Consider the following 17,069-nt stretch of genomic DNA (forward strand, 5'->3'; position numbering starts at 1 on the left):
CACCATGTCTACGCCCCGTCCCGGCCCCGCGCATCGAGAGGAGAGCACACCTGTGTCTTCACAGCGCATCCTCAATGAACGCTATGAACTCGGTGAGTTGATCGGTCGTGGCGGCATGGCTGACGTCTACAAGGGAACAGACACCCTGCTGGGACGAACCATCGCGGTGAAGGTCCTGCGCGCGGACCTTGCCCGCGATCCGCAGTTCCAGGCCCGTTTCAAGCGTGAAGCCCAGGCCGTCGCGGCGCTCAACCATCCCTCCATCGTCGCCATCTTTGATACGGGAGAGTATTCCGTTCCGGGTGGCCCCGGAGAGGATGTGCGCGTTCCGTACATCGTCATGGAGTTCGTCTCGGGCCGGACGCTGAGGGACATGATCAAGGCGAAGGAACTGGGCGTAGAGGATTCCATCGGCTACACGCTGGGTGTACTCGCTGCCTTGGAGTACAGCCACCGTGCCGGGATTGTCCACCGGGACATCAAGCCGGCCAACGTCATGGTCTGCGCGGACACCGGTGAAGTCAAAGTCATGGACTTCGGCATCGCGCGTGCCATGGCCGACTCCGCGGCCACGATGACCCAGACCCAGGCGGTTGTGGGTACCGCACAGTACCTCTCGCCGGAGCAGGCCAGGGGCGAAACCGTGGACGCCCGCAGCGACCTCTACTCAGCCGGCTGCCTCCTGTATGAGCTCCTGACCAGCCGGCCGCCCTTCGTGGGCGACAGCCCGGTGTCCGTGGCCTACCAGCACGTCCGCGAAACCCCGGACCTTGCGAGTGCACACAACCCGGATGTCACCGAGGCACTGGATTCGGTACTGGTCAAGGCCCTGCAAAAGAGCCGGACGGATCGCTTCCAGGATGCCGCCGCCTTCCGTCGGGCCCTTCGTGCCGCCAGCAATGGGATCCCGGTGCCCGCCGTCGCGGCCAGCGAAGCCCCCACCGATCCAAACGACCTTGTGGAAGACGATAACCCCTCCACGCAGCTCCTTAGTGCCACGGCCGTGGGGTTGCTGGATGTGGACCAGTTCAAGGAAGAACCCCTTGACCGAGCGCATGAGGAACCCCTTCCCCTGGGCCTCCCACCGGAACGTGAGCGGCCCGCACAGCAGAGGTCCCGCCGTCGTGCATGGATCGCGACATTGGTGATCTTCACGCTCCTGGTGCTGGCCGGCGGCGGTTTCTGGCTCTACAACCTCATGAACACCAAGCCCGCCGAGCCTGCCAAGATCGAGGTGCCGGTGGTGGCCAACATGACAGAGTCCCAGGCGATCCAGAAGCTGTATTCCCTCAAGCTCGTGCCGAAGTCGGTACGTGAGCCCAGCAATACCGTGGCCAAGGACATGGCCATCGGCACTGCCCCGGCTGCCGGTTCCATGGTCGCCCAGGATGGCGAAGTGGTCCTCAAGGTCTCCAGCGGTCCCAGTTCTGTGACCATACCTGCGGACATCGTGGGGCGTACAGAAGCGAATGCCACAGATGCGCTCCGGGAACTGGGCATCACGGGAACCATCAAGAGTGCCCGTACGCACAGCGCCACCGTGCCCATGGGCCTGGTCATAGGCACAGCCCCGGCACCGGGGGCCCCGATTGCCACCAATTCCACGGTGGAGCTGCAGATCTCCTCCGGCAAGGTCCTGATGCCTCAGCTCATCGGGCTGCCCCAAGCCGAGGCCGAGGCGGCATTGAAGGCCAACGGCTTGACCATGGTGGTGGTGGAGCAGGAAAACTCGCAAGTCGAACCGGGCAAGGTCACCGCGCAGAGCGAGGTCTTCAACACCGAAGTCGATCAGGGCAAGATGGTCACGGTTACGGTTGCCAAGGCTCCTGCCCCGCCGCCAACGCCCACTCCTACGCCGACTGAGGACACCCCGACGCCGAAGCCCACGCCCACCAAGAAATAGCCTGTGGGGGCGGGCGGCTACTGCTTGATCAGCGGGCTCAGCTGCGCTGCACGCTCGGCTGCGCCGGTCATGCCAAGGGATTCGAGCCAGTTACCCAGCATCTGGTAACCGCCCTCGGTGAGCACTGACTCCGGGTGGAACTGGACGCCGCAGAGCGGAGCGGTCTTGTGCTGGAGGCCCATTACGACGCCGTTCGTGGTCTCCGCCGTGACCTCCAGGACATCAGGAATGGAGTCGCGAACGGCTGCGAGGGAGTGGTACCTGGTTGCTGTGACGGGAGAGGGGAGGCCAGCAAAGACGCTCTTTCCTTCGTGCCGCACAGGGGAGGTCTTGCCGTGCATGAGCTCAGGGGCGTGGGTCACCACTCCGCCGTAGGCTTCGGCGAGGGCCTGGTGCCCAAGGCAGACGCCGAACATGGGCTTGGAGGCTTCACCACACCATTTGATGAGCTCGATGCAGACGCCGGCTTCGGCAGGGGTGCCCGGCCCGGGCGACACAAGGACGCCGTCGCGGGTTGCCGCCAGTTCCGTGGCCTCTGCCAGAGTGACGTCGTCGTTCCGGACGACAGTTGTTTCGGCGCCCAGTTCCTGGAGGTAGCCCACCAGTGTGTAGACGAAGCTGTCGTAGTTATCTACTACCAAAATCTTTGTTGTGCTCATGGTTGCTGCACTAAACCAATCGTTGAGTCAGTCAGGGTGGTGAATTGGGAAAACCAGGGGAACAGGAACTCGACCATCAGTACCAGGGCTACTCCCACCAGTACCAGCGAAGTGAGGATCCGCACCCACAGCGGGCCGGGCAAGTTCCGGAAGATCCATGCGTACATCTGCTACCCCTTTCCGTGGGCACGGGCTACTTGGGCGGCAATTTCCGACGGCGGTCCAGCTGAGGCAGGTTGCCAACTCTCCAGCAAGGAGTAGGCAATTATGCGTTCCTGCGCACCGAACCTGGGGTTGCAACTGGTCATCGTCAGGAAGCTATCCGTAGGAGTGGCCCCTTGTTGGGTGGGCACAGGCAGCAGGACGTCGGTCCGGTCGGGCAGAACGATCTGGTTGTTGCGGAAAACGTAGGTGTAGTAGCCGTCGGCGGTTTGGACGTAGATCTTGTCCCCGGGAACCAAGGTGTGGATGTTGTCCAGGACGGCGCCGTGGGTTTGCCTATGGCCGGCCACCGCAAAGTTGCCCGGGGCGCCCGGCATGCTGGTGCTTCCGTAGTGTCCCAGGCCCAGGGTGTCCAAGACGTCCGAGCTCGTGCCTTCGATGATGGGGCGCGTGTAATCCTGGCCAAAACGCGGGATATACATGATGCCGATGGTTCCGCCGTGGCCAGGGGCCTTGCCGACGACGGGTGTTCCGTAGTCCACAGGGCCCGTGGGTGCTGCGGGGGCTACCGGTCCAGTGAATTCCTGGGCGAAGCTCTTGACGGCCTCGGTCTGCTTGGCGTCGGCTTCCACGTTGGTCCACCACAATTCCCAGGCCACGAAGAGGAGCAGGACAATGCCCGCCGTGATGAGCAGCTCACCCAGGATCTGGCTGATCTTTCGGATGACATTCGAGGCGCCACGCTTCTTGCGGGGGCGCAATTCCTCCCCTTGGCTCGCGGACGGCACGGCAGATGCCGCCGTCGTCTGCTGGTGCGCCACAGGGTCTCCTCTTATAGGGCGCGGGCGTCACTGGCGTATCCCGAGTTGCGGCTAGACTTGACAGCTAGAACCAACCCGGAACGCCGTGTGGCCGTTAACCGCTGGAAATTTCCTTCCTGCAGGATATCAAGGCCAGCGCGACGGGTATCAACCGAGCAGTCCAGGAGGATCCGTGCCCGAGTCCAAGCCCCGCAAGCGGCCTGCCCGCCAGACCCAACAGACCTCGGCCACACAGCAATACAAGCCCAACCCGGTTTGGTACAAGGCCGTCATGTTCGGCCTCATGATCCTCGGCCTCCTTTGGATCATCACGTTCTACATCACTGAGGGCCAATTCCCGGTCCGTGACTGGGCCTCCTGGAACATCGTTGCCGGCTTCGGCATCGCCATTGTCGGGTTCCTCATGACCACCCGCTGGCGCTCCTAGGAATTCCGGACCTCACATTCCGGTGCCCGCTGGCGTCTACAGGATATGAGCAACCGGCACACCACGTTGGATTCCCCGCTGGGGCAGTTGACGCTGACTGCCCGCGGGGAGTTTTTGACGGGCATTTTCTACGAAGGGCACTGGCATATGCCCGCGCCCGACTATTTCGGGGAACCGGTCTCCCGTGAGGACCCGGTCTTTGCCCATACCCGGAGTGAGTTGTCCGAGTACCTGAACGGTCAACGCACCGAATTCAGCGTGCCCTTTGAGGCTCAAGGCAACCCCTTCCAAGAGAAGGTCTGGGCCCGGCTTCAACACATTCCCTTTGGGGAAACCGTCAGCTATGGGGAACTCGCCGCCGAGCTCGGGGATCCCCACCTTGCGCAGGCAGTTGGCTCCGCCGTCGGACGCAATCCCATCAGCATCATCATCCCCTGCCACCGCGTGGTGGGCCGGAAGGGCCAGCTCACGGGATATGCGGGCGGGCTTCGGAACAAGCGCTTCCTCCTGGAACTCGAAGAACCGGACTCTGTCAGGGAGGGCAAGCTCTTCTGATGGAGAACGGACAGGCCAACAAGAAACCGTTCGAGGCAGTCGTGCAGGAACGCGGTGCAACCGTACTTCGGGTGTGCCGCGCGATCCTGGGTGTCCACGACGCTGACGACGCTTGGTCCGATACCTTCCTTGCAGCGCTCCAGGCGTATCCGGATCTCCCCGTGGACGCCAACGTGGAAGCCTGGCTGGTCACCATTGCCCACCGGAAGTGCATAGACCACCTCCGTGCCGGAGCCAGGCGCGCCCTGCCTGTGGACCATCCGCCCGAACAGCCGACCCGCCTGGGCCTGCCGGGTGAGACGAACACCGAGCTTCTCGACGCCGTCGCCAAGCTGCCTGCGAAGCAGCGCCAAGCAGTGGCCTACCACTACCTTGCCGGGCTCCCTTACAAGGAGATCGGCGTTCTCCTGGGCAGTTCGCCGGAGGCGGCCCGCCGTGCAGGCGCCGATGGCGTGAAAGCACTCCGGGCAGTTATCCAATCTCCTGCTTCGCTGGTCCATTCATCGTCGAAAGGTGAAGTCCAATGACCCTCGAACCCAGCCTTGGGCATGACGAGGTGGTTTCCCTCCTGGAACCTCTGGATATTGGGTTGCAGCCCGCCCTGGCTGGCCTCCACGCCCGGCTGGCCCGAGATGCCCAACTGACCCACGCCATGGATATCGCCTACCGTACGATCGATTCTCCAGTGGGGAAGCTGCTGCTCGCGGCCACGGACCGGGGACTCATCCGGGTCGCCTTTGAACTGGAAGACCACGACTCCGTATTGCAGTTGCTGGCGGACACGGTCAGCCCGCGCATCCTGGAAGCCCCCACCCGATTGGATGACGCCGCACGGGAACTCGACGAGTACTTCGCAGGCACGCGCCGGGATTTCGATCTCCTCCTCGACTTCCGGCTGTCCCGCGGTTTCCGCCTCAATGTCCTCCGACACCTGCCCCGCATTCCCTATGGAAACACTGCGAGTTACGCACAGGTGGCACAGGCTGCGGGCAGCCCCAACGCCGTCCGCGCGGTGGGGACAGCCTGCGCCACCAATCCGCTGCCTGTGATTGTGCCGTGCCACCGCGTGGTCAAGTCCGATGGCAGCTTCGGTGGCTACCTCGGCGGACCCGAAGCCAAGCGGGCATTGCTCACGCTGGAGGCAGCGGCGTGAGTAGCGATGCCCTGTTTCCGCGTGAGCTGGTTCAGCCGGAAAAGCACGACGCCGGTCCGCGCCTGGTGCGGCCCGGCGCGGTACACGTCCCCGGTTGGCTGACGTTGGAGCAGCAGCGCTGGATCGTGGCGCGTTTCGGTGAATGGACCCAGGGACCCGTCCCCTTGCGGGCCGCCACGCTTCCCGGCGGGCACAAAATGTCAGTACGCACCGTTTGCCTCGGCTGGCACTGGCAGCCGTACCGTTACTCGCGGACAGCGACGGACGTCAACGGGCAAGCTGTCCTCGATTTTCCGGACTGGATGGTGCGCCTGGGGAAAATGGCCGTCTCCGCTGCCTATTCCAGGGAGGTGGGCATTGACGAGTCCCTGCTGGGCCTCTCGATGGATTACGCACCGGACGCGGCTCTGGTGAACTACTACGCCGATGGGGCTGCGATGGGCATGCACCAGGACAAAGACGAGCATTCCGACGCTCCTGTGGTCTCCATCAGCATTGGTGAGTCCTGCGTTTTCCGGTTCGGCAACACGCAGACCCGCACAAAACCGTACGAGGACGTGGAACTGCGCTCAGGGGATCTTTTCGTCTTCGGCGGCCCTTCCCGGTTCGCCTATCACGGCATCCCCAAGGTGCTCCCGGGCACTGCTCCCGATGGCTGCGGATTGGACCACGGCCGGATCAACATCACCATGCGTGTCACGGGATTGTCCTAGGTAGATAAACTTCCCCCTACCTGCAACGCGGGGTCACTTATGGCCCCTAAATGCCCTCACCAGGGGCCATAAGTGACCCGCGTTGCTTTGAGAGGAGATTGCATGACCCCGGATAGCGGCAGCATCATCGGACCCGACGGCCTGGCGCGTCCAGTGTGGGCCGCGTCTGATCCACTGATGCAGGCCTACTACGACCACGAGTGGGGCATGCCCGTGCGGGACGAGCAGGGGATGTACGAACGCATCAGCCTGGAGGCTTTCCAGGCAGGCCTTTCGTGGGCCACCATCCTGCGCAAGCGCGAGGCGTTCAGGAAGGCGTTTCTGGACTTCCATCCGGAGAGTGTCGCCGCCTTCTCCGAGTCTGACGTGGAACGGCTCATGCTCGACGCCGGTATCGTCCGCAACCGATTGAAGATCCACGCCGCGATTACCAACGCCAAAGCAACCATTGCCCTGCGCGAGGAAGGCGGACTGGTGGACTTCGTGTGGTCCTTCCAACCTGACAGCACACCCGCTCCGCAGAGCCTGTCGGAGATCCCCACAACGTCTCCGGAATCCATCGCCCTTTCCAAGGCCCTGAGGAAGAAGGGCTTCGCTTTCGTCGGGCCCACCACCATGTATGCCCTGATGGAAGCGGTCGGCATCATCGACACCCATCTGGTGGACAGCCACCGACGCGGGACCTCAGGGGTGTGGATTTAGGCGGAAGCCGCTCGGGGAGTTCAAACACCCCTTGACCCAAATTCTTGTCCACAGAAGTGCGTAACTTTATCCACAAGCGGGGATAACTTCTGTGGACATCCACATACTTACCCCCAAAACCCCCGGTTTACCGCCCATGCAGGCCGTCAGGCCGCCCGTGGGACAGTTATACCCACTGTGCACGGCGCTGTGGATAGTGGCCGAAGTTTCACCGAAAGTTCAACGCGGCAGGATTGCCCGCTTCGACTCAACGGAGATTCCGGTGCTGTGCGTTCGTTCACTTGCCCCTGGGTTTAGTAATCGCTGCGGTGGGGCCTGCTCCCGGTTACCCACATAACAACATCCGCCTTCCCACAAGTTATCCACAGATGGGGAAAACATGTGAGTTGGCGCCTGTGGAACCCTGTCCTGCCGGGGTTTACTGACTCACCGGACCTCTGAACTACACGGATGTAAGTTATTAACAATGTTGATAACCCTGTTGATAGAGCCTTCACTGCGGGGGAATTAACAGCCTTGTCCACAGGGGCGGAAGAACTTGCCTCTTTGTCCACAAAACGGAGACAGATGGGGACATAGTTATCCACAGGTGTGGAGAAATTCATGCCTTTCGGGGGATATCTGCCGCTACAACGGCTCAATTGTCGGGTTAAGCCCTTAACTACATGCATGTAAGTTACTCACAGTGTGGATAACACCTGTGGATAACACGGGCGTTCAGCTCATGCAGCCCATCAACCGGCAGGTTTACGGTTGTCCCATGAAGAGCGACTTCAAGAAACTGATCCCCAGCTACAGTGCAACGAGGGGTACTTTCTCCGTGCTGACCGTTCCGCCCCTTCAGTACTTGAAGATCGACGGCTCAGGGGACCCCAATACTGCGGCGTCGTACCAGGCCGCCTTGTCCACGTTGTACCCCGTGGCGTACAAACTGAAGTTCTTCAGCAAGGCGGAGTTGGGCCAGGACTATGGCGTGATGCCGCTGGAGGCACTCTGGTGGGCCGATGACATGGACGCCTTCACCAGCGCCAGGGACAAGTCGCTCTGGGATTGGACCCTGATGAACATGGTGCCGGACTGGGTCACGCAAGAGCACTTTGAGGCGGCGTGCGAGGCTGTGGACCGAAAAGGAGCCGCCCCGGCCTTGGAGCGGCTCCGGTTGGAACCGCTGGAGGAGGGGCTGATCGTACAGACGCTGCACATTGGTCCGTACGATGATGAAGGGCCCGTGCTGGATGAGCTGCATCACCGGTTCATACCGGAGCAGTCACTGACCATGACAGGGAAGCACCACGAGATCTATCTAGGGGATCCCAGGCGGAGCGCGCCGGAGAAACTTCGGACCATCCTGCGGCAACCCGTCGCGCCCACAGCGGAGTGATACATAGGAAAAGGGACCCCAGACAGGGTTAGCCGGCGGTAACGCGGAACCAGGTGAGTACTGCCAACAAGCCCACAACCAGCACCAACCCGCCGGCTTGGAGGAGGGCCTGGTTCTTGCCGCGGGGGGCGTACGCGATGGCGGCAGCAGCCAGGCCACCGGTAATCAACCCACCTAAGTGGGCCTGCCAGGCGATGCTGGGGATAAAGAAGCCAATGGCGCCATTGATGGCGATCAAAACCCACAGTTGCTTGGTCTCGCCGCCCCTGTGCCGCTGCACCACGAGCATGGCCCCAAAGAGTCCGAAGATCGCACCGGATGCGCCCACGACGCCGGAGATTGGGTAGTCGGGAGTCAGCAGGAGATAGCCGACGGAACCGCCGATAGCGGAGATCAGATACACAGCCAGGAAACGTATCCGCCCGAGCAGGGGCTCAAGGGCTTGGCCGAAGATCCACAACGTGTACATGTTCAAGACGATGTGAAGCAGGAAGCCCTGGGAGTGCAGGAACGCCGCCGTCACCATGCGCCACGGTTCAGTGGCGGCAAAGACGTTGGCAAACGCAAAGTTCTGGAAGATGACGTCGCCGGGCACAATCCACTGAAGGATGTACACCAGCACGCAGAGCCCGATGATCGTGAACGTCACCAGAGGGCGGCCCACGGCCAGGGCGCCGCCGTACGGGGACCGGTAGGCCGGCGTCGTACGTTTTTGTTCGTTGACGCAGTCAACGCATTGGAACCCGACGGCGGCCGTCCGCTGGCACTCGGGGCACGCGGGGCGCCCGCAACGCTGGCACCGCACATAGGAGGGCCTGTCCGGGTGCCGGGGGCACACCGGAATATCAGCGGACGGCTCTGCCGACGGGATTCCGTAGCTCATTGATTCAGCGTCAGAGAGCGACTAAAGCTGTTCGATGTCGATGCTGTTGATAACGACGTCTTCGACGGGGCGGTCGCCCATGCCGGTGCGGACGGCCTCGATGGCGTCAACGACCTTGCGGGATTCCTCATCCGTGACCTCGCCGAAAATGCTGTGCTTGCCGAACAGCCAGTCGGTGTTGACCGTGGTGATGAAGAACTGTGACCCGTTGGTGCCCTTGCCCATCTGGATTCCGGCGTTCGCCATGGCCAGCTTGTAAGGAGCGTTGAACGTCAGTTCCGGGTGGATTTCGTCGTCGAACTGGTAACCGGGGCCACCAACGCCGCGGCCCAGGGGATCGCCGCCCTGGATCATGAAGTCCTTGATGATCCGGTGGAAGATGGTGCCGTTGTACAGGGGAGTACCGGTCTTGTCCTCGCCCGTCTCCGGGTGGTTCCAGGACTTCTCGCCGGTGGCCAGGCCGATGAAGTTTGCCACGGTCTTGGGCGCGTGGTTACCGAAGAGGTCAACCTTGATATCGCCGAGGGTAGTGTGGATCGTTGCTTTTGCGGTTGCAATGGTCATAGGCCCATTCTTCCATGCAGGGTCAACGCCGTGGCAGTTGTAAAGCCGGTTCCGCGCTCGGTGAAATCCGGGTCGAATCGGGCAGATGAATAGCCGGTGTTCCCCAAGCGACGTAGGCTAGCAACAAACGAGCACGTGTATCGGGAGGTAGTTGTGAAGAAAACAGACCGTATTGCCCGCGAACTCGAACAATCCGTTGCGGTTGGTGTGGATAACGCACGCGACTGGGCTGCGCCCCGTGTGGAAGCAGCCGTGAACTGGGCTGTTCCGCGTATCCAGCACGGCATTGACACCGCTTCCCCCAAGATCCAAGAGGGGCTGAAGTCCGCCGCGCACAACCTCGCCGACGGCGTGGCAGTCGTTACGCCGCGCATCCAGGATGGACTGGCGCACCTCGCGCCAAAGATCCACGACGTCGTAGAGGACGCAACGCCAAAAATCCAGGAGACCCTCAACAAAGCAACTCCGGCACTGGGGATTGCACGGGACAAAGTGGTGGATGAGTACCTGCCCAAGCTTTCCGAACAGCTGGGCCAGGCTTCCGTAGCCGTTCACCACGTTCTGGAGAATGCGCCGGCCCAGGTCGATGCGGTTGCCCAGAAACTTGTTGACTCCGGTGTTGTGCACAGCGTCCAGGAGCAGGCCCAGGCCACAGGCAAGCAGCTGAAGGCTGTGGCAGATGAGGCCTCCAAGGCTGTCGCCACCAAGCTGGGCAAGGAACCCAAGCCCAAGAAGCGCGGATGGCTGGTCTTCACGGTCATCGCCGCAGCTGCGGCTGCCGGTGTTGCCGCTTGGAAGGCTTCCAAGCCGGTCGAGGATCCGTGGAAGACCCCTTCCCCGGTCACACCGACCCCGGCTCCGGTTCCGGCCGCTCCTGCAGCGGCAGCAACTGCGGCACCGGCTCCGGCCGACGCAGCCGCCTCCGCTACTGCGGCTGAAGCTGCCAAGCCCGGCACGTCGGACATTACTCCGGAAGAAGCCAAAGCCGAGGCCGAGCAGGCAACCAAGGACGCCTTCAAGAACGTTGAGGATTCAAGCGCAAAGGTCGCCACGGATGCCAAGACGGCCGTCAAGAACATCGCAGCGAGCCTGAACAAGGACAGCGAAGGCTCTGATTCGGACGCCAAGGGTACCAACAGCTAAGCGCTTTCACCTGGAAAGCAGTCCACTCCTGAAGGGACTCCGGCAGCAGCCGGAGTCCCTTCAGTGTTTGCCGGCTTGTAACCAAAGCCTCCGCCAGGGGCAAAGATGCGGGTGTTAGATTTGAGGAGATGTCAGCCGATAGACCCTTGGCGGGTGCCCTCCAGGATGCCCCGGAACCTCCGGGCGTCTCCATCGTCATCCCGGCGTATAACGAAGAAAGCGTTATACGCCAGTGCCTCATCGCTGCCATCTACCAATCCGTTCCGGCCGACGAGATCATCGTGGTGGACAACCTGTCCACGGACCGTACCGCCAGGATCGTGCGGCAAATGCAGCAGGAATACCCTGAGAGCCCCATTATTCTTCTTCGGCAGGACACCGCCCAGGGCCTCATTCCCACCCGCAACCACGGCCTGAACAGTGCCACGGGAGAGGTAGTGGGCCGCATCGACGCCGACTCCGTCCTGGAACCGGATTGGGTCGAGCAGGTGCAAAAGGCGTTCATGGACCAATCTGTTGCCGCAGCCACTGGACCGGTGGTCTACTACGACATGCCCATGCGTCGGTTCGGGCTCAAGGCCGATGACAAGATGCGACAACTCATGATCCGCCTGGCGAAGCACCAGTACCACTTCCTGTTCGGCTCCAACATGGCCCTCCGTCGGTCTGCGTGGGAAACCATCCGCGATGAGGCGTGCCTGGACGAGAAGGATGAGATGCACGAGGACATCGATCTCTCGCTCCACCTCTTTGAGCATGACCTGAAGGTCCAGTACGTCCCGCAGATGGTCTCGGGCATGTCCGCGCGCAGGCTTGAGGATTCACCCCGGGACTACCGCTACTATGTTCAGCGCTTCGACCGTACGTACAAGGCGCACAACGTGAAGAAGATGGCCCTGAAGGCGCCCATGGTGGTGTTCTTCTCCGTTTATTTCCCTGCCAAGCTGCTCCGCGCCATCCACACGGCCAATGCCGCACAGGGCGCCCGTCGCGGCGGTCTCTGACTCCCGGGCGGATCAACGCTCGACGACGGCACGTCAGTCGGTGCCCAGCTCGGCTTCCCTGCGGTCAGCTTCGTCTTTCCCGCTCCCTGCACGGCCGCGCCTCTGACCGGCCACGACGACGGCCAAGCCGGCCAGGATCAACGTCAAGCCGGCATAGGTCCCCGCCGGCAAAGTCTCATTGAGGAAGATGGCGGCAAGAATGGCCGCGCCGGGGATTTCGAGCAGGATGATCATGGACACCAACAGCGGGCTCATCGTTGCCAGCAAGTGGTTGAAGGCTGTGTGCCCCACCAACTGCGCGCAGACGGTGATGGCGATGATCCCAAGCCAGCCACCGGCGTCGAACCCTGACAACGGCTGCCCGCTGACCAATGCCATCAGCGCCACCAACGCCGCGCACATCCCGTAGCACAGAGTGGTGTAGGTTCCCGTTGCCATGGATTGCCGGGCTTTGCCACCAGCCAAGGTGTACAGGCCAGCCAGGGCGCCACCGGCGACGGCCAGGAGGTCGCCCAGCAGCGCCTCGGGGGACGAACCCATATCGAATCCCGTGATGGCTGCGACGCCCACAAAGGCTATGCCAAGGCCGATCAGGACGGGCCAGCGGTGGCGCGTGCCGCGGAACATCTGGAAGACAGCGATCCATGCGGACTGAAGACAAACGAGTGCCGTGGCCGCCGCAACAGACGTCAGCTGGAGGGCCGTGATGAAGCAAGCGAAGTGAAAAGCCAGTGCGACGGCGGCCATCGCCGACCAGCCGAATTCGCGCCGGTTGATCCTGCCGAAGGCTTTTGGTTCCTTGATGACCACCGGCAGCGCCATCGCGGCGGCACCGATCGCGTTGCGCCAGAACGCGATGGCCAGCGCGGTCACCGAGGTGGCGCCCAGTGTGCCGGCAATGAGTGGTCCGGAGGAGGCCACACCCAGTACTCCCAGGGCGGCAATGAGAAGGTTCACAGACCAACACTATTGGGCCGTGGTTCCCCGTCCGTTCCCGAGTCGGGCCAATTTACAGGGCAGGCGTTAAACGCAAAAGTCCCGGTCATTTCTGACCGGGACTTTTCTTATGGTGGAGGCACGGGGACTCGAACCCCGAACCCCCTGCTTGCAAAGCAGGTGCGCTACCAATTGCGCCATGCCCCCATAAGAAGCAACCCGTCTATCATACCCCATATCCGGACTGGGTTTTACCAGTTCAGAACCGGGTTCCTCGGCTAGTCAACTGTATCGGTTGACTTGCTCCAGACATCTTTCCGGGCTTCGGATTCCTGGTTCTTCTTATAAACCAGGACACCTGCGATTGCGGCTGCCACAACTACCAGCAACTTCTTCACAAGTACCTCATTCCGGTTCAGTTTTACCTGAACCTGTTTAGGTTCCGTGGGCGTACCAGGACTTGAACCTGGGACCTCTTCGTTATCAGCGAAGCGCTCTAACCGCCTGAGCTATACGCCCCGATGCCTCATCGGGCCGAGATATGACTGTACAGCACTTCCCGGCCCGATCTCAAATCGAGGCACTTTCTCCGGTGAATTCCGCCGAAAACGGCGGAATTCCGCGGATTTTTCCTAGTCGTCCGTCAAGGTGACGCCTACGCCGCCCACCAACGTTGCAGAAATGTTATAGAGCACAGCAGACAGCATGGACAGTGCCGTCAGCAAAACAACATTCACGACGGCGATGATCGTCGCGAAGGACGCCACCTGGCCCAGCGAAGCAATCTTCTTCAGCTCGAAACCGCTGCCTTCAGAACCTGCAAGGGTGCCGAGAAGGCTGTCCACTTGGTTGAAGATGCCTGTGAGATCCAGCACAGTCCACAAGACAATTGCCGCCACCACGGTGACGATTCCCAGGGCTACGGACAACAGGAAAGCCATCTTGAGCACTGACCAAGGGTCAACTTTGCTGACAAGTAGGCGTGCACGACGCACCTTGGCCTTGGGGGCAGGCTTGACCAAGCCGGGACCACCCTGGGCGGGGCGTTGCCCTGCCGCTCCTGCCGGACGCTGGCCGGGCTGTGCGGGGCGTTGGCCCGGTGCGCCTGTCGGACGCTGACCTGCCGTCGCAGGGCGCTGGCCCGGCTGTGCGGGGCGTTGCCCTGGGGCGCCGGCCGGACGGGGAGCAGAGTTGGCATCCGTTCCCGGACGTGCACCTGCCACGCCCGAGCCAGGGGATCCTGCCCCCGGGCGTTGCTGGGGACGTGCAGGCGTGCCGGCCTGCGCATTGCCTGAGGGCTGCCGGAGTCCGCCGGGGACACCTGTGCTCGGCTTGGGATATGAGTCGGAATTACTCACTCGTTACCTCCGGTATTGTCTTCGTTCAGCTCCGCGCCCGATTCATTTTCCGGGTCAGCGTCGTTTTCCGTTGCGGTCACCGCAGCGGCGCCGTCGTTTGCAGCCAACGTTACGTCATCGTCGGCGGCGTCCTCTGATTCCTCGCCCTCCAAACCGCGTTCGCTGTTGCGGGCGACTTCGATAATGCGGTCATTCTTGTCCGGCTTGGCAAAGATGACACCCATGGTGTCACGGCCCTTCGCAGGAACGCCGGCCACGGCGGAACGGACCACCTTGCCGCCTTCCATGACCACCAGGACTTCGTCTTCTTCCTGGACGATCAGGGCACCCACAAGGTCTCCACGGTCCTCGGCGAGCTTGGCTACCTTGATACCCAGGCCGCCGCGGCCCTGGAGTCGGTATTCGTCCACAGCGGTTCGTTTGGCGTACCCGCCCTCGGTCACAACGAACACGAAGGAGCCCTCCTGGACCACGTCCGCTGCCAGCAGTTCGTCGTCTTCACGGAACTTCATGCCCGTGACACCTGAGGTGGCGCGGCCCATGGGTCGCAGGGCGTCGTCCGTTGCCGTAAAGCGGATCGATTGGCCCTTGCGTGAGACCAAGAGGAGGTCGTCCGTTTCGCTGACCAGCTGGGCTGAGACCAGTTCGTCACCGTCGCGCAGGTTGATGGCGATGACGCCGGCCGTGCGGTTGGTGTCGTAGTCTTCCAGCCGCGTCTTCTTGACCAGGCCGTTCTTGGTGGCCAGGACCAGGTATGGAGCTTGCTGGTAATCCCTGAGATCCAGGACCTGGGCGATGTGCTCATCGGGCTGGAAGGCCAGGAGGTTGGCAACGTGCTGGCCCTTGGCGTCACGTCCGGCTTCTGCAAGTTCATATGCCTTGGCCCGGTAGACACGGCCCAGGTTGGTGAAGAACAGCAGCCAGTGGTGCGTGGTGGTAACAAAGAAGTGCTCCACGACGTCGTCACCGCGCAGCTGGGCGCCCTTGATGCCCTTGCCGCCCCGCTGCTGTGAGCGGTAGTTGTCGCTACGGGTCCGCTTGACGTAACCACCGCGGGTAATGGTGACGACCATTTCCTCTTCGGGAATCAAGTCTTCCATGGACATGTCGCCGTCGAAGCCCATCAGGATGTGTGTCCGGCGGTCGTCACCGTGCTTCGCCACGATTTCGGCAAGCTCTTCGCTGATGATCTGGCGCTGGCGCTCTTCCGAGCCAAGGATGGCGTTGTACTCGCTGATGAGTGCCTCGAGCTCGGCGTGACGGTCTTGGATCTTCTGGCGCTCGAGGGCTGCGAGCCTGCGGAGCTGCATGTCCAGAATCGCGCGGGCCTGGAGCTCGTCAATCTCCAGGAGCTCCATCAGGCCTTCGCGGGCAGCTTCCGTGGTGTTGGAAGCACGGATCAGCGCGATGACTTCGTCCAGCATGTCCAATGCCTTGAGGAGGGCACGCAGGATGTGTGCTTCTTCCTCGGCCTTGCGGAGGCGGTACCGGGTCCGGCGTGCAATGACGTCCATCTGGTGGGCCACCCAGTGCCGGATGAAGGCGTCCAGGCTCAAGGTCCGCGGAACGCCGTCGACAATCGCCAGCATGTTCGCGGAGAAGTTGTCCTGCAGCTGCGTGTGCTTGTAGAGGTTGTTCAGGACAACCTTGGCCACGGCGTCACGCTTGAGGACAATGACAAGGCGCTGGCCGGTACGGCCTGACGTTTCGTCACGGAGGTCGGCGATGCCCTGGATCTTGCCGTCCTTGACCAGTTCAGCGATCTTGATGGCAAGGTTGTCCGGGTTGGCCTGGTACGGCAGTTCAGTGACCACAAGGCATGTCCGGCCCTGCAGTTCTTCCACGTTGACCACGGCGCGCATGGTGATGGAGCCACGGCCCGTACGGTACGCGTCCTCAATGCCCTTGTGCCCCAGGATGGTGGCGCCTGTGGGGAAGTCGGGTCCCTTGATGCGCTGCAGAAGGGCCTCGAGGAGTTCTTCGCGCGTTGCCGTGGGGTTTTCGAGAGCCCACTGGACGCCGTCGGCAACCTCGCGGAGGTTGTGCGGCGGGATGTTGGTCGCCATGCCGACGGCGATGCCGGAGGAGCCATTGACCAGCAGGTTGGGGAACCGCGCCGGCAGGATAGTGGGTTCCTGGTTCTTGCCGTCGTAGTTGTCCTGGAAATCGACGGTTTCCTCGTCGATGTCCCGGACCATTTCCATGGCCAGCTGGGCCATCTTGGTTTCGGTGTAACGCGGGGCGGCCGCGCCGTCGTTGCCGGGCGAACCGAAGTTTCCCTGGCCGAGGGCCAGCGGGTAGCGCATGGTCCAGTCCTGGATGAGGCGGACCAATGCGTCGTAGATCGCCATGTCACCGTGCGGGTGGTAGGTACCCATGACGTCGCCAACCACGCGGGCGCACTTGTTGAACGAACGGTCGGGGCGGTATCCGCCGTCGAACATTGCGTACAGAACGCGACGGTGAACCGGCTTGAGTCCGTCACGTACGTCCGGGAGGGCGCGTCCCACGATGACGGCCATGGCGTAGTCCAGGTAGGACCGCTGCATTTCGGTCTGCAGGTCCACCTGCTCAACGCGGTCGGTCAGTACATCGCCCTCAAGGACGACATCTTCGGCATTTGAATCCGCCGGGACTTCGGGAGTTTCGTCACTCATAATCTAAGGTTTCCGTTTCAGGTATATGTCGGTTCTGGAATACTTCGT

At 62.2% G+C, this 17,069-nt stretch carries 19 protein-coding genes and 2 tRNA genes; 10 read left to right on the forward strand and 11 right to left on the reverse strand.

Annotated features, from left to right (window positions below):
* The first annotated feature begins 4 nt into the window (after nucleotides 1-4).
* Nucleotides 5-1,903, forward strand: a complete 1,899-nt coding sequence (pknB, locus tag ACFVSI_RS03775) for a Stk1 family PASTA domain-containing Ser/Thr kinase (RefSeq protein ID WP_387819939.1) — start codon at nucleotides 5-7, stop codon at nucleotides 1,901-1,903.
* A gap of 17 nt (nucleotides 1,904-1,920) precedes the next feature.
* On the opposite strand, the gene ACFVSI_RS03780 is transcribed toward pknB, so the two are convergent.
* From ACFVSI_RS03780 to ACFVSI_RS03790, 3 genes are read right to left on the reverse strand one after another with little or no spacing between them, the layout of a single operon-like run.
* Nucleotides 1,921-2,562, reverse strand: a complete 642-nt coding sequence (locus ACFVSI_RS03780) for an aminodeoxychorismate/anthranilate synthase component II (protein ID WP_144660206.1) — start codon at nucleotides 2,560-2,562, stop codon at nucleotides 1,921-1,923.
* Nucleotides 2,559-2,729 (reverse strand): hypothetical protein, encoded by a 171-nt coding sequence (locus tag ACFVSI_RS03785; RefSeq protein WP_017199770.1) that lies wholly within the window; start codon nucleotides 2,727-2,729, stop codon nucleotides 2,559-2,561. Before ACFVSI_RS03785 ends, ACFVSI_RS03780 begins: the two co-directional genes overlap by 4 nt.
* Before the next feature lie 3 nt (nucleotides 2,730-2,732).
* Complete coding sequence (locus ACFVSI_RS03790; RefSeq protein WP_387820217.1) at nucleotides 2,733-3,560, reverse strand: class E sortase; 828 nt, start codon at nucleotides 3,558-3,560, stop codon at nucleotides 2,733-2,735.
* Between the two features lie 157 nt (nucleotides 3,561-3,717).
* Here ACFVSI_RS03790 and ACFVSI_RS03795 point away from each other — a divergent pair, with 157 nt between their 5' ends.
* From ACFVSI_RS03795 to ACFVSI_RS03825, 7 genes are all read left to right on the forward strand, one after another.
* Nucleotides 3,718-3,972, forward strand: a complete 255-nt coding sequence (locus tag ACFVSI_RS03795) for a cell division protein CrgA (protein ID WP_144660210.1) — start codon at nucleotides 3,718-3,720, stop codon at nucleotides 3,970-3,972.
* Between the two features lie 45 nt (nucleotides 3,973-4,017).
* Nucleotides 4,018-4,527: a methylated-DNA--[protein]-cysteine S-methyltransferase gene (locus ACFVSI_RS03800; protein ID WP_387819942.1), complete on the forward strand. Its 510-nt coding sequence runs from the start codon at nucleotides 4,018-4,020 to the stop codon at nucleotides 4,525-4,527.
* Nucleotides 4,527-5,054: an RNA polymerase sigma factor gene (locus ACFVSI_RS03805; RefSeq protein WP_387819944.1), complete on the forward strand. Its 528-nt coding sequence runs from the start codon at nucleotides 4,527-4,529 to the stop codon at nucleotides 5,052-5,054. Before ACFVSI_RS03800 ends, ACFVSI_RS03805 begins: the two co-directional genes overlap by 1 nt.
* Nucleotides 5,051-5,680 carry a methylated-DNA--[protein]-cysteine S-methyltransferase gene (locus ACFVSI_RS03810; RefSeq protein WP_387819945.1) on the forward strand — a complete coding sequence of 210 codons (630 nt, stop codon included), beginning with the start codon at nucleotides 5,051-5,053 and terminating at the stop codon, nucleotides 5,678-5,680. Before ACFVSI_RS03805 ends, ACFVSI_RS03810 begins: the two co-directional genes overlap by 4 nt.
* Nucleotides 5,677-6,393 carry an alpha-ketoglutarate-dependent dioxygenase AlkB family protein gene (locus tag ACFVSI_RS03815; RefSeq protein WP_387819947.1) on the forward strand — a complete coding sequence of 239 codons (717 nt, stop codon included), beginning with the start codon at nucleotides 5,677-5,679 and terminating at the stop codon, nucleotides 6,391-6,393. The genes ACFVSI_RS03810 and ACFVSI_RS03815 overlap by 4 nt, the downstream gene beginning before the upstream one ends.
* Before the next feature lie 102 nt (nucleotides 6,394-6,495).
* Nucleotides 6,496-7,095: a DNA-3-methyladenine glycosylase I gene (locus tag ACFVSI_RS03820; RefSeq protein ID WP_387819949.1), complete on the forward strand. Its 600-nt coding sequence runs from the start codon at nucleotides 6,496-6,498 to the stop codon at nucleotides 7,093-7,095.
* A 760-nt stretch (nucleotides 7,096-7,855) separates the two neighbouring features.
* On the forward strand, nucleotides 7,856-8,476 hold the full coding sequence (locus tag ACFVSI_RS03825) for a GyrI-like domain-containing protein (RefSeq protein WP_387819951.1): 621 nt from the start codon (nucleotides 7,856-7,858) through the stop codon (nucleotides 8,474-8,476).
* 28 nt (nucleotides 8,477-8,504) lie between these two features.
* Here ACFVSI_RS03825 and ACFVSI_RS03830 read toward each other — a convergent pair whose 3' ends face one another.
* Nucleotides 8,505-9,359, reverse strand: coding sequence for a rhomboid family intramembrane serine protease (locus ACFVSI_RS03830; protein WP_387819952.1), 855 nt, complete (start codon nucleotides 9,357-9,359; stop codon nucleotides 8,505-8,507).
* A 21-nt stretch (nucleotides 9,360-9,380) separates the two neighbouring features.
* Nucleotides 9,381-9,923: a peptidylprolyl isomerase gene (locus ACFVSI_RS03835; protein WP_018778468.1), complete on the reverse strand. Its 543-nt coding sequence runs from the start codon at nucleotides 9,921-9,923 to the stop codon at nucleotides 9,381-9,383.
* 153 nt (nucleotides 9,924-10,076) lie between these two features.
* Between ACFVSI_RS03835 and ACFVSI_RS03840 the strand changes: the two genes are divergently transcribed.
* Nucleotides 10,077-11,066 (forward strand): hypothetical protein, encoded by a 990-nt coding sequence (locus ACFVSI_RS03840; RefSeq protein ID WP_387819954.1) that lies wholly within the window; start codon nucleotides 10,077-10,079, stop codon nucleotides 11,064-11,066.
* A gap of 128 nt (nucleotides 11,067-11,194) precedes the next feature.
* Complete coding sequence (locus ACFVSI_RS03845) at nucleotides 11,195-12,070, forward strand: glycosyltransferase (RefSeq protein WP_387819956.1); 876 nt, start codon at nucleotides 11,195-11,197, stop codon at nucleotides 12,068-12,070.
* Between the two features lie 33 nt (nucleotides 12,071-12,103).
* On the opposite strand, the gene ACFVSI_RS03850 is transcribed toward ACFVSI_RS03845, so the two are convergent.
* From ACFVSI_RS03850 to gyrA, 6 genes are all read right to left on the reverse strand, one after another.
* Nucleotides 12,104-13,027, reverse strand: coding sequence for a DMT family transporter (locus ACFVSI_RS03850; RefSeq protein ID WP_387819957.1), 924 nt, complete (start codon nucleotides 13,025-13,027; stop codon nucleotides 12,104-12,106).
* A 110-nt stretch (nucleotides 13,028-13,137) separates the two neighbouring features.
* Nucleotides 13,138-13,213 (reverse strand) — tRNA-Ala (locus tag ACFVSI_RS03855).
* Between the two features lie 71 nt (nucleotides 13,214-13,284).
* On the reverse strand, nucleotides 13,285-13,404 hold the full coding sequence (locus tag ACFVSI_RS03860) for a DLW-39 family protein (RefSeq protein ID WP_222120623.1): 120 nt from the start codon (nucleotides 13,402-13,404) through the stop codon (nucleotides 13,285-13,287).
* 47 nt (nucleotides 13,405-13,451) lie between these two features.
* Nucleotides 13,452-13,525: transfer RNA gene (locus tag ACFVSI_RS03865), tRNA-Ile, on the reverse strand.
* Between the two features lie 113 nt (nucleotides 13,526-13,638).
* Nucleotides 13,639-14,364: a DUF3566 domain-containing protein gene (locus ACFVSI_RS03870; protein ID WP_387819958.1), complete on the reverse strand. Its 726-nt coding sequence runs from the start codon at nucleotides 14,362-14,364 to the stop codon at nucleotides 13,639-13,641.
* Nucleotides 14,361-17,021, reverse strand: a complete 2,661-nt coding sequence (gene gyrA, locus ACFVSI_RS03875) for a DNA gyrase subunit A (RefSeq protein WP_387819960.1) — start codon at nucleotides 17,019-17,021, stop codon at nucleotides 14,361-14,363. Before gyrA ends, ACFVSI_RS03870 begins: the two co-directional genes overlap by 4 nt.
* Nucleotides 17,022-17,069: the final 48 nt, after the last annotated feature.

Origin of the sequence: Paenarthrobacter sp. NPDC057981 (assembly GCF_042886835.1) — a bacterium.
In the GTDB taxonomy this organism is placed as follows: Bacteria; Actinomycetota; Actinomycetes; order Actinomycetales; family Micrococcaceae; genus Arthrobacter.